Source organism: Xylanibacter ruminicola, from assembly GCF_900142525.1.
GTDB classification, from domain to species: Bacteria; Bacteroidota; Bacteroidia; order Bacteroidales; family Bacteroidaceae; genus Prevotella; species Prevotella ruminicola_A.
This window is the reverse complement of the sequence record NZ_FRBD01000002.1, coordinates 128,062-140,479: the sequence shown is the minus strand read 5'-3', so window position 1 is coordinate 140,479 and position 12,418 is coordinate 128,062. Positions and strand designations below refer to the sequence as shown.

The 12,418-nt window shown below is 51.3% G+C and carries 13 protein-coding genes; 5 read left to right on the top strand and 8 right to left on the bottom strand.

What is annotated here, in order from left to right; translation table 11 throughout:
- Positions 1-5: 5 nt before the first annotated feature.
- From BUB86_RS01750 to BUB86_RS01725, 7 genes are all read right to left on the bottom strand, one after another.
- Positions 6-2,267 carry an anaerobic ribonucleoside triphosphate reductase gene (locus BUB86_RS01750; RefSeq protein WP_073204387.1) on the bottom strand — a complete coding sequence of 754 codons (2,262 nt, stop codon included), beginning with the start codon at positions 2,265-2,267 and terminating at the stop codon, positions 6-8.
- 19 nt (positions 2,268-2,286) lie between these two features.
- Entirely contained in the window at positions 2,287-2,703 is a 417-nt protein-coding gene (locus BUB86_RS01745) for a SufE family protein (protein WP_073204383.1), read from the bottom strand.
- Positions 2,704-2,798: 95 nt separating this feature from the next.
- Entirely contained in the window at positions 2,799-3,236 is a 438-nt protein-coding gene (locus tag BUB86_RS01740; protein WP_254795065.1) for a D-Ala-D-Ala carboxypeptidase family metallohydrolase, read from the bottom strand.
- A gap of 591 nt (positions 3,237-3,827) precedes the next feature.
- On the bottom strand, positions 3,828-3,956 hold the full coding sequence (locus BUB86_RS18090) for a hypothetical protein (RefSeq protein WP_262503366.1): 129 nt from the start codon (positions 3,954-3,956) through the stop codon (positions 3,828-3,830).
- Positions 3,957-4,268: 312 nt separating this feature from the next.
- Positions 4,269-5,507: a peptidase U32 family protein gene (locus BUB86_RS01735; RefSeq protein WP_073204378.1), complete on the bottom strand. Its 1,239-nt coding sequence runs from the start codon at positions 5,505-5,507 to the stop codon at positions 4,269-4,271.
- A gap of 154 nt (positions 5,508-5,661) precedes the next feature.
- Positions 5,662-6,282, bottom strand: a complete 621-nt coding sequence (locus tag BUB86_RS01730) for a deoxynucleoside kinase (protein ID WP_073204375.1) — start codon at positions 6,280-6,282, stop codon at positions 5,662-5,664.
- Between the two features lie 23 nt (positions 6,283-6,305).
- On the bottom strand, positions 6,306-6,935 hold the full coding sequence (locus BUB86_RS01725) for a deoxynucleoside kinase (protein ID WP_073204372.1): 630 nt from the start codon (positions 6,933-6,935) through the stop codon (positions 6,306-6,308).
- 156 nt (positions 6,936-7,091) lie between these two features.
- Between BUB86_RS01725 and BUB86_RS01720 the strand changes: the two genes are divergently transcribed.
- Positions 7,092-7,883, top strand: a complete 792-nt coding sequence (locus BUB86_RS01720; protein WP_073204370.1) for a C1 family peptidase — start codon at positions 7,092-7,094, stop codon at positions 7,881-7,883.
- Here BUB86_RS01720 and BUB86_RS01715 read toward each other — a convergent pair.
- Positions 7,871-8,734, bottom strand: coding sequence for an AraC family transcriptional regulator (locus tag BUB86_RS01715; protein ID WP_073204368.1), 864 nt, complete (start codon positions 8,732-8,734; stop codon positions 7,871-7,873). The two genes, BUB86_RS01720 and BUB86_RS01715, sit on opposite strands and share 13 nt — an antisense overlap.
- 192 nt (positions 8,735-8,926) lie before the next feature.
- On the opposite strand from BUB86_RS01715, the gene BUB86_RS01710 reads away from it, so the two are divergent.
- The 4 genes from BUB86_RS01710 (at position 8,927) to BUB86_RS01695 (ending at position 12,409) form a co-directional block, all read left to right on the top strand.
- Positions 8,927-9,328 (top strand): L-rhamnose mutarotase, encoded by a 402-nt coding sequence (locus BUB86_RS01710; RefSeq protein WP_073204365.1) that lies wholly within the window; start codon positions 8,927-8,929, stop codon positions 9,326-9,328.
- 15 nt (positions 9,329-9,343) lie between these two features.
- Positions 9,344-10,294, top strand: a complete 951-nt coding sequence (locus tag BUB86_RS01705) for an aldo/keto reductase (protein ID WP_073204362.1) — start codon at positions 9,344-9,346, stop codon at positions 10,292-10,294.
- Entirely contained in the window at positions 10,279-11,190 is a 912-nt protein-coding gene (locus tag BUB86_RS01700; protein WP_073204358.1) for an amidohydrolase family protein, read from the top strand. Before BUB86_RS01705 ends, BUB86_RS01700 begins: the two co-directional genes overlap by 16 nt.
- Positions 11,191-11,392: 202 nt before the next feature.
- Positions 11,393-12,409: a zinc-binding alcohol dehydrogenase family protein gene (locus tag BUB86_RS01695; protein WP_073204356.1), complete on the top strand. Its 1,017-nt coding sequence runs from the start codon at positions 11,393-11,395 to the stop codon at positions 12,407-12,409.
- Positions 12,410-12,418: the final 9 nt, after the last annotated feature.

The window sequence follows — 12,418 nt, the reverse complement described above, 5'->3', positions numbered from 1 at the left end:
CGGAATCAAAACAACTCTTGCTCTTGTGCGCTGTGATCGATGTGTGTCACACGGTCGTTCAACTCGGCCAGCTTACCACTGTTCCAGCGGTCGGTAGTACCTACCAGATAGCCGGTGATGCGCTGCAGCTTGTCGATGTTGGTCGAACCGCACTTTGGACATTTCTCCAGATGGTCGTCGGCATTCTCGTAACCGCAGTCCATACAGCGGTTGCGGTTGTGGTTCACGCTGCCGTAGCCCATGTTCAGCTGGTCCATCATGTCAACCACACTCATAATCACCTGTGGGTTGTGGGTAGCGTCGCCGTCAATCTCTACGTAGAAGATGTGTCCACCGCGTGTCATATCGTGGTAGGGCGCCTCAACCTCTGCCTTGTGGCGGGCACTGCATTTATAGTATACAGGCACGTGGTTCGAGTTGGTGTAGTAGTCGCGATCGGTCACGCCTGGTATCACGCCAAACTGCTTGCGGTCTTTCTTGGTGAACTTTCCGCTCAATCCCTCGGCAGGCGTTGCCAGCACCGAGTAGTTGTGGTGGTAGCGCTCGCAGAAGTCGTTGGCGCGCTCACGCATGTATCCTACTATCTTCAAGCCCAGCTCCTGCGCCTCCTGGCTCTCGCCGTGGTGCTTGCCGATGAGTGCTACCAGGCACTCGGCCAGTCCGATGAATCCGATACCCAGCGTACCCTGATTAATCACGCTCTCGATGGTGTCCATGGGTTTCAGTTTGTCGGCACCTATCCACAGGTTCTGCATCAGCAGTGGGAACTGCTTGGCAAAGGCGGTCTTCTGGAACTGAAAGCGGTCTTCAAGCTGCTTGGCTGTAATCTCCAGCATATTGTCGAGTTTTGCCATAAAGAGGCCAATGCGCTTCTGCTTAATCTCGTCGGTCAGTTCTTCGCCGCTCACTTCCTGTCGGCACTCCAGCGCCAGCTTCACGATGTTGATGGTCGAGAACGAGAGGTTACCACGACCGATGCTGGTCTTTGGTCCGAATCGGTTCTCGAACACACGTGTGCGGCATCCCATGGTAGCCACTTCGTGTACGAAGCGCTTGGGGTCGTCGGCCTTCCAGTCCTCGTCCTTATTGAAAGTAGCATCCAGATTCAGGAAGTTGGGGAAGAATCGGCGTGCCGTTACCTTGCATGCCAGCTGATACAGGTCGAAGTTGCGATCCTCGGGCAGATAGTTCACACCGCGCTTCTTCTTCCATATCTGAATGGGGAAGATGGCCGTCTCGCCGTTACCCACGCCCTCGTAGGTCGAGAGCAGTATCTCGCGCATCACGCAACGGCCCTCGGCACTGGTGTCGGTACCGTAGTTGATACTTGAGAACACCACCTGGTTACCACCACGCGAGTGAATGGTGTTCATATTGTGGATAAACGCCTCCATGGCCTGATGCACGCGGCCCACGGTCTTGTTGATGGCGTGCTGACGGGCACGATCCTTACCCTGCAGCCCGTCGAGCGGTGCCCTCAGATAGTCTATCAGGGGCTCGTCGTACAGTTCCTTGTAATCCTCGCCGTTCAGCTCCTCGAGTGCTTTCAGTTCCTCAACGTAGCTCATGCGTACGTAAGGTGCCAGATAGAAGTCGAAGGCCGGAATAGCCTGTCCGCCGTGCATCTCGTTCTGTGCGCACTCCATCGAGATACAAGCCAGCACGCTGGCTGTCTCAATGCGCTTGGCAGCGCGCGATGCACCGTGGCCGGCTGTAAATCCGTTCTCCAGTATGTTGTCCAGCGGGTGCTGCACACAGGTCAGCGACTTGGTAGGATAGTAATCTTTGTCGTGAATGTGCAGGTAGTTGTGCTCTACGGCATTGCGACTGTCCTCCGAGAGCAGGTAGTCGTCAACAAACGGTTTGGTGGTCTCGCTGGCAAATTTCATCATCATGCCGGCAGGTGTGTCGGCATTCATGTTGGCGTTCTCGCGAGTCACGTCATTGTTCTTGATGTTCACAATGTCGAGGAACACCTCGCGGGTCTTGGCCTTACGGGCTATGGAGCGCTGGTTGCGATAAGCGATGTACTTCTGAGCCACGTCTTTACGGCTCGATTTCATCAGCTCCATCTCCACCAGGTCTTGTATCTCCTCTACCGTTAGCTGACCGTCGCCCTTCTGGGTAATGCGGTCGGTAATCTGGTAGAGCAGGCGCTCGTCCTCTCCCTTATCAGTATGCAACATGGCCTTACGGATGGCGGCCATCACCTTCTGTTCGTTAAATCCAACAATGCGCCCGTCGCGCTTTACTACTGTCTGTATCATAGGTCGTTATTCATTTTTCTTATTTCTTGCTGAATGCAAGCGCGTACATCTTAATTTGTTTTACCATGGCCAGGAGTCCGTTGCTGCGTGTAGGCGACAAGTGCTCCTTCAAGCCGATCTCCTCGATAAAATAGAGGTCGGCATCCAGAATCTCCTGTGGCGTGTGGTCGCTCAGTACGCGTATCAGCAGGGCCACAATACCCTTCACTATCAGGGCATCGCTCTCGGCACTGAAGTGGATGTTGCCATCCACCAGGTCGGCCTGCAACCATACACGACTCTGACAGCCGTCTATCAGATTCTGCTCAGTCTTGTACTTATCGTCGAGCGGTTCCTGCTCGTTACCTAAGTCAATGAGCAGCTGATACTTATCCATCCAGTCGTCGAACCCGCTGAACTCCTCGATAATCTCGTCTTGTATCTCGTTTATTGTCATAGCACTGAATAATTTGCCTGCAAAATTAATAAAAATCCCCTATCCCACCAAACATATTCCATATTAAAATGCGTTAATTATTCAGGGCATTTTTGTTACGCGTTGATATACAACACTTTGTGTCGATTCCCTCGAAAACGCACCGCAAAATGCAGCCAAATGGCTCCAAATCTGTTTCTTTTCACCAGCAATTCGTCGAAGTCCTGATATGTTTCATCGGCAAATTCCAGCAAAATCGCTGCGTAGCGTATCAGTTGCTCCATACCTATCACTCGGATGTCGACTGCGCACCCTGTGAGGTGATTCGAGGTAGCCGCCCCGCCGATGACGCGGTTGAGTTGTGGCGAGCGGTAACCCGAGTTGATGATGATGGGGGCATGATACCGCGAGCGCAGCGCCTCCAGCCATGTGCACACGTTTTTGAGGTTGGCTATTGCCTCGTGCGTAGGTACATTATATATCTCAGGGTGACTGCTGCTCTTGGGCAGCTCGCCAAGTGTGAAGTGAGGCGAAAGCTTCGCCCCACTATTCAATTGAACAATCTGTTTCATTTTTTCATTTTTAAATAAGATGTTTTATTAGTTCTGAACACTAGACTAGTTCAGCTGCATTTATAATGCCGAGGGGATTACAAATCCCCATATTATCGAGGGTGTGTCAACATGACAAGACTCGTTGATACTTTTGCAGTTTAACAGTTTAACAGTTAGTTTTGGGGAATTTATGGATTTTTTCAGAAATAGAATTCATAATTATATTATATATAAATGTATAATATAATTATGGCTATTAATTTGAATATTTCTCGAATCGCAAATATCAAACTGTTAATCTGTTAATCTTGAAAAACTCTATTTTTATTGAAAATAATTTCCAAAACGCTTAGTGGCTTCAGGTGCTTTAGAACCTTTGCATGACAGTTAAAGCTATACAAATTTGCGGCTACGTTAAAGAAATTTTTCTAGTAGGCCTACTAGAAAAATTTCTAAGACAAGCCTGTAAATCAAGGAGCAAGGAAGATATTTCAATAAGCACGAATAAATTTTACAACCCCTTTAATCAAGACTTGAATCACAGATGGTCACTCGATAGCACTGCCTGATTTGGCTGCTACAACTACAATATTATTTTATGACCTTCTTAGATACTTTACCTGTCTTACCTGCCGCACCAGCCTTACCTCCACCTGCAACGCAGTCAAGCAGCTCTTCGTCGAGTTCCTCTTGCTCAATAATCACTTCTTTTTTCATCATTGTAATATTTAAACAGTTATTTTTGCTGCAAAGATAGAAAATAAGTTTGAATTAGAACCAAGAAAAGCGTTAAAAAAAAGAAATGTGACAGTTGGCAGAATAAATCGGGCGGTTCGTTGAACGGATTTGTAGGGTTGCGGAGATTGTGTTACCTTTGCACTCGGAAAAAGGATAGATAGTTAGATTCGCATATTTGATTGGTTAGTTAATTAGTTTTTTCATACATTTATAGGTTTTTGTTAGTAAAGTAATGATTAGTAATTGGTTGGTGAAAACACAAGAATCAGGGGGCGCAGTGATGCGCCCCCTGATTTATTCTACCGGTTCTAAGCGAAAGAGTTTATCGCTTGGACGGATTTTATCGGTTACGGCTATCGACACGCGAGTGCCTTTCTCAGCCACTTCTACTGGACCGTTATCGCCGTGTATCTCATCGGCCGTTACATACATGACGCCTGTTGTGGGACCTGTAATCAGCATCTTATCGCCCACCTTGAAAGTGTTAGCCTCAACAGTAAACTCGGCCACGCCAAGCTTTGAGAAGTACTTAACACCCTTGCCGATGTAGACCTTGCGCTCTGTTGCATTGCTGCCGTAATGCTTATTCCACTCGCCCATAAGCTGGCCTTGATAGTAGCCATCCCAGAAACCGCGGTTGAACACCGTTGCCAGACGGGCATCCCACTCGTCCTTTTTCTCCTCGGTAAACGTGCCGTCGAGCACTGCCTGAATAGCCTCCTTGTAGCAGCGGATAACGGTGTAGACGTATTCGGGACCACGGGCACGACCTTCGATTTTGAATACACGCACGCCCGACTTCATCATGCGATCGATGAAGCGCACAGTCTTCAAGTCCTTCGGACTCATAATGTACTTATTATCGATATCGAGCTGATAGCCCGTCTCATTGTCGGTAGCGGTATACGAGCGGCGGCACACCTGTATACACTCGCCACGATTGGCCGAGCGGTTGGCTGCGTGCAGACTAAGGTAGCACTTGCCGCTGATGGCCATGCAGAGGGCACCGTGACAGAACATCTCTATGCGTATCTGATGGCCGCTGGGGCCGCAGATGTGCTGCTCCTCAACCTGGCGGAAAATCTCGGCCACCTGGTCCATATTCAACTCACGCGCCAGCACCACCACATCGGCAAACTGAGCATAGAACTTCAGCGCCTCGATATTCGAAATGTTAAGCTGGGTACTGAGATGAACCTCCTGCCCCACCTGGTTACAATAGGTCATCACAGCCACATCGCTGGCAATGACGGCCGAGATGCCGGCCTGCTTGGCGGCATCGATAATCTCGTGCATCAGGGGGATGTCCTCGCCATAGATGATGGTGTTGACGGTAAGATAGCTCTTGATGCCGTGCTCGTCGCAGGTGGCGGCTATCTCGCGCAGGTCATCGATAGTGAAGGTAGATGCCGAATGCGCACGCATGTTTAACTTCTCAATGCCGAAGTAGATGCTATCGGCACCAGCCTGAATGGCCGCAGCGAGCGATTCGCGCGAGCCAACAGGAGCCATTATTTCGTAATCTTGTATCATACTTTTTTTAATTGGGAGTTAAAGGGAAGTTATCGTGGTCTACGACCACTCGGAAGTTAAAGGGACATATGTTCTGCGATTTCATCAAAGGGCATGAGTATTGTCCTTTTCACTTCCCTTTCATTTCTCTTCCATTCCTTTCCATTCCATAAATTTACTCCATGGGGAAGAGACCATAGAGCTTCTGGTCAATGAGGTCGGTAACCATCTTGAAGTCCTCGGGGCGATCGCCGAACTTGCAGTTGTCGCCATCGACGATAATCAGCGGACCGCGATAGGTGGCAATCCAGTCCTCGTAACGCTTCTCCAATCCCTGAAGATAGTCCAGGCGCATGGTCTGCTCGTACTCGCGACCGCGCTTCTGGATCTGGGCCACCAGCGTAGGAATGCTGGAGCGGATGTAAATCATGAGATCTGGCAGTTTAACCAGCGACATCATGAGGTCGAACAGGTCGGTATAGTTGTCGAAATCGCGATCGCTCATCATGCCCTGATCGTGCAGATTGGGCGCAAAGATGCGCGCATCCTCAAAGATGGTGCGATCCTGGATGATGGTATCCTTTGACTGCGAAATCTCGACCACCTCCTTGAATCGCTTGTTCAGGAAATACACCTGAAGATTAAACGACCAACGGGGCATATCTGCGTAGAAATCAGCCAGATAGGGGTTATTATCTACGGGTTCGAAACGTGGTATCCAACCATAACGGTGGGCCAACAATTTGGTGAGTGTGGTCTTGCCACTACCTATGTTTCCTGCTATTGCGATATGCATAATTTTACGGGAGTTAAAGGGAGTTAAAGGGAAGATAAAGGGAAGAGGCCGAAGAGTTCGGCATCGATCTTGTCGATGATGCCGGCCAAGTCATGAGGGATGTTCAGGAAGTCGAGACCATCTTTCTCGATGGTGATAACGCGACCCTGGTACTTGTTGAAGACAAAGTCGTCGTAGCGGCGGTTCAGGTTCTGCAGGTACTCCAGCTGCATGCTCTGCTCGTAATCGCGCCCACGCTTCTGGATGTTGCTTACCAGATGGGGCACCGATGCGCGCAGATAGATCATGAGGTCGGGCACACGTACCATCGACATCATCTGCTCGAACAGCTCCATGTAGGTCTCGTAATCGCGCTCAGAAAGATTGCCCATGTCGCGGTTGTTCTCCATAAACACGTGAACACCCTCGTAGATGGTACGATCCTGAATGATGGTATGGTCGGCCTGGGCGATGGCGATGAGATCGCGGAATCGCTCCTTGAGAAAATACACCTCCATATTGAACGACCAACGGTGAATATCGCGGTAGTAATCCTCAAGATACGGGTTATGGTCAACCGACTCGAACCTCGGCTCCCAGCCGTAATGTTTGGCCAAAAGACGGGTGAGCGTTGACTTGCCACTACCTATGTTTCCTGCTACTGCGATATGCATAATTTCTGAATGAGGTTGCAAAGTTACAAAAAAATAGGCACCTATCGCGCGAATTAACACAATTTTTGATTAACTTTGGCTTCGCCGAAATTACTCACGTTCGAAAAAGCTCAAATAAATTTGGCTTTTTACTCACTTATTCGTAACTTTGCCGCCATGAAACTGAAAATGATGATAGCTTGCGGAGCCGCAATGGCAGTGCTGATGGGCAGTTGTGCGCTCCAGCCCAGCCAGTATACGCCTGAGGGCAAGCACTTTACCACCGACGTGCTGAACGGCATGACGCCCGTGAAAGACCAAGGCGAGAGCCAGACATGCTGGATTTACGCCATGCTGGCCGCCATCGAGACCGAGCACCTGAGCTGGGGCGACTCGGTAAACCTTTCACCTTATTATATAGAGAAGATGATAGAACAGGAGCCCGACTGCCCCAAATCGAAGCGCGGCGAACCCACCACACTCATCACCATGATTGAGAAATACGGCATCTGCGGCTACGACGCCATGCGCAAGCTGAGCACACCCGCACCGCGATGGGTGTTCATGCTGGGCGCACAATACACCCCGCAGGAGTTTGCCCGCAGCGTGTGCAAGCCTGGCGAATACATCGCACTGACCAGCGACGACAGCAAGCCCTACTACGAGACATCGGAGCTGAAAGTGCCCGACAACTGGACCCACGAACAATATCTGAACATACCCATCGACACGCTGACAGCCCGGACGGAGCGTGCGGTGAGGCATCACCACGGCGTGTGCTGGGAAGACCAGGGACATGCCATGGCGATAGTAGGTCTGGCCCACGATGACGAGGGCAAGCGCTACTTCGTGATGAAAAACTCGTGGGGAGAAACAGGACCGCACAACGGCCTGGAGTACGTGAGCTACGAGATGTTCCGCCGCCAGACGGTGGCCGTAGAGATGACGCGCGAGGCCTATGTCGAGTAATGCTTTTCGCGATACTGCTGCGGCGTGATGCCCGCATTCTTCTTAAACAAACGGTTAAAATACGAGTAATCGTCGTACCCCACTAACTGGGCCACACCCCTAATCGACAAATCGGTTGTTACCAAGGCCAGCTCGGCCTTCTCCAGTTTACGCTTAGTGATATACACATTAGGCGTCTCGCCCGTTTCGCGCTTGAAAATCCGGATGAAATGATCCTTCGACATACAGGCTTTATCGGCCAAAAGGTCTATATCGAGCCGGCTGTCAAGATGCTTGCGGATATAGGCCAGCGTCTGATGAATGCGGTCATCGCGCACCTCGACCTTGGGCGAAGCATACTTCAGGAATCGCGACATCAGGATGTAGAGTATGCCGCGCGACTCGACCTTATCGAAAAACGGCCGGCGCAGGTTCAGCTGGATATTGCTTACCAACGTAGGATGATTATCGTAAGCCTGAGGGTTGGAGTCGGACAGCTTCATAAACGGGTTGACGTCGCACAGGCGCTTCACAAGTTCCTGATCAATCGGGTTCGCATCGACTTCGGTGGGAAACGCCAGGCTATCGAGGATGCCTGCACCCTGCTGCTGATCCTCGTAGATATGAATATAGTAGTGCGAGAACGGTGCATCGCACACGCAACTGTGCTCGGCAAACGCCGGGATGAAATACAGATGGTGAGGCGTAAGCTGATAAACCTCGGAGCCAATAACCACTTTGGCCGCCCCCTCGGTGACATAATACAAACGGGCGAACGGACTACGGACATTCTTCCAGTTCCAATCGCCATTATGCTGAGCAAAACCCACATTGAGCACCAACAGATGAAGCTGATCTACAGATAAGTTCATACGATACGATTACTTTTGTTACTGCAAAGATAAAAATAAAAAATAAAAAAAACGATATGAAATAAGAAAATATCGACCAATTAGCAGATAATTGAGGTACATGCCTGTTTTTTATGAAATTTTATCGATATTGCTTAGGCAATTATGGTTTCTTTTTTGTAAATTTGCAGCACATTAATCAATGTAAAACGGATGATGAGTACAGAAAACAGTAAGGCCACGGGGTATGCCCGCAAGGAGTATGGAGTAGGCGTAAAAAGATACTGCCAGACTCTTGATTTGAAAAACGACCCCGAACTGATAGCAAAGTATATCGAGGCCCACGACCAGTATCACTCGTGGCCCGAAATCAGAGCAGGCATACGCGAGGTAGGCATACTCGAAATGGAGATATACATAGAGGGCAACCACCTGTTTATGATCGTTGAGACACCCGTCGACTTCGACTGGGACACAGCCATGGCCAAGCTGGCCACACTGCCGCGACAGGCCGAGTGGGAAGCATACACGGCCATATTCCAGGACTGCAAGCCAGGCTGCACATCCGACCAGAAATGGACACTGATGGAGCGCATATTCCACTTGTATGAATAATAAAGCAATCTAAATATGGTTTACAATGAAATCGGAAAAACAGGGATGAAGGTTTCGAATCTGGGATTCGGCGCATCATCGCTAGGCGGAGTGTTCCACAGCATCCGCGAAGAAGAGGGCATAGAGGCTGTACACACAGCTGTTGACAACGGTATCAACTTTATCGACGTGTCGCCCTACTACGGCCACCTCAAGGCTGAAATCGTGCTAGGCAAGGCACTGAAAGAGATTCCCCATGAAAAGTACTATCTGAGCACCAAGGTGGGCCGATACGGACACAACGGCATCAACACATGGGACTACAGCGCCAAGCGCGTTACCGACAGTGTTTACGAGAGCATGGAGCGACTGAACGTGGACTATATCGACCTGATTAACGTGCACGACATCGAGTTCCAAGGCGACATGGAGGGTGGACTGCAACTCATTGTCGACGAGACACTGCCCGCACTGGTAGAGCTGCGCAACAAAGGCGTGGTGAAGCACGTGGGCATTACCGATCTGCAGCCCGAGAACCTGAAGTGGGTGGTAGAGCATGCACCAGAGGGAACAGTTGAGAGTATCCTGAACTTCTGCCACTATTCGCTGAACGACACCCTGCTGGCCGACTACCTTGGATTCTTCGAGCAGCACAACGTAGGCGTTATCAACGCATCGCCATTCTCAATGGGACTGCTGTCGCAGCGCGGTGCACCCGACTGGCACCCGGCTTCGGCAAAATTGAAAGCAGCCTGCGCCAAGGCTACGGCTTACTGCGAGGAGCAGGGCTACCCCATCGACAAGCTGGCCATCCAGTTCTCAACAAGTATGAACCCACGCATTGCCACCACCCTGTTCAGCAGTGCCAACCCCAAGAACGTGCTCAAGAACATACAGTACGTCAACGAGCCACTTGACATGGAACTGGTGGCAAAAGTACAGGAAATCATAGGCGACCAAATGTTCTCAAGATGGAAAAACTCATAATCGACGCGCACAGTCATCTGTGGCTGACGCAAGACACGGTGGTCGATAACCAGCGTATCTGCCAACTGGAGCCCAACCGCAGCCGCTCGCTGTTCTTCGGCGAAGAGCGCCAGATGCTACCACCCTACATGATTGACGGTCAGAACACCGCCGAGCGGTTCCTAAGCAACATGGACTATGCCCAGGTGGCAGCTGCCGTGGTGACACAGGAGTTTATCGATGGCATACAGAACAGCTACCTGATTCAGGTGGCCAACCGCTACCCTGACCGATTCTTCACCTTCGGCATGCTGGACTACCGCCACGCAGGATTCATCGAGGTAGCCCCATCAGTGGTCGATGCATTCAAGGGCATCAAGATTCCCGCCGCCCGACTGCCCAAGCAATTCCTGACCGACGAGATGATGCAGCTGATGCACCTGCTGGAGCAGAACGGAAAAATACTGGGCATAGAACTACAGGACGGCGACGCACAGGTAGGCCAGATGGAGGAGATTATACAGGAGTGCCCCAAACTGAAGATTGCCATCGGCCACTTCGGCATGGTGACGCGCCCAGGCTGGATAGAGCAAATCAGACTGGCTCGCCACGAGAACGTGTACATCGAGAGCGGCGGCATCACCTGGCTCTTCAACGACGAGTTCTACCCTTTCCCATCGGCCATCCGCGCCATCAAGGAGGCTGCCCACGAGGTGGGTATGGAGAAGCTGATGTGGGGCAGCGACTATCCGCGCACCATCACCGCCATCACCTACAAGATGAGCTACGACTTCGTGGAGAGATCGCCCGAGCTGACCGCCGACGAGAAGGCGATGTTCCTAGGCAGAAACGCCAAGCAGTTCTTCGGCTTCGGCGACCTGCCCAATCTGCCGTACATCAAGAACATGAGTGAATAAGATATGGAATGGAAAGGAATGGAAGAGAAGTGAAAGGGAAGTGAAAAGGACAATACTCATGCCCTTTGATGAAATCGTAGAACATATGTCCCTTTAACTTCCGAGTGGTCGAAGACCACGATAACTTCCCTTTAACTTCCCTTCAATTCCCTTCAATTCCCTTCAAGTCCCTTTAACTTCAAGAATAAATAAAAATAAATCAATGAAAGCAATACAGATTTCTGGCGAGCGCCAGATGGAAATAGTAAACGTAGCCGAGCAGGAGCTCAAGGCCGGCGAGGTGCTGCTGCGCCTCAAGTATGTTGGATTCTGTGGTTCCGACCTGAACACCTGGTTGGGCAGAAACCCAATGGTTAAGATGCCCGTGATACCCGGACACGAGGTTGGCGCCGTGATTGAGAAAGTGGGTGCCGACGTGCCCGACATGCTAAAGCCAGGCATGGTAGTGACCTGCAACCCCTACACCAACTGCGGTAAGTGTGCATCGTGCCGCAACCAGCGCGTAAATGCCTGCGAGCACAACGAGACTCTGGGTGTGCAGCGTAACGGTGCCATGCGCGAGTTCATCGCTCTGCCTTGGGAGAAGATTATACCTGCCGGCAACCTTGATCCACGCACCTGTGCACTCATAGAGCCTATGAGCGTAGGTTTCCACGCTGTGAACCGCGCTCAGGTAACCGACATCGACACCGTGATGGTTATCGGTTGCGGTATGGTGGGCCTCGGCGCCATCGTCCGCTCGGCCCTGCGCGGCGCCACCGTCATCGCAGCCGATATCGACGACGAGAAGCTGGCTCTGGCCAAGGAGCTGGGTGCCACCTACACCGTTAACACCAAGACCGAGGATGTGCACGCCAAGCTGCAGGAGCTGACCGCAGGTTTCGGCCCCGACGTGATTATCGAGGCTGTGGGCAGCGCCCCAACCTATCAGATGGCAGTGAACGAGGTGGCCTTTACCGGTCGCGTGGTCTGCATCGGCTATGCCAAGACCGAGGTATCGTTCCAGACCAAGTACTTTGTTCAGAAGGAGCTCGACATCCGCGGTTCGCGCAATGCCCAGCCTGCCGACTTCCGCGCCGTGATTCACTATCTGGAGCGTGGCACATGTCCTGTCGACCGTCTGATTTCGGGCGACGTAGCCCCAGAGGATGCACCCGAGGCCATGCGCCAGTGGAGCGAGGCACCAGGTAAGGTGTTCCGTATCTTAGTACACTTCTAATAACAACAT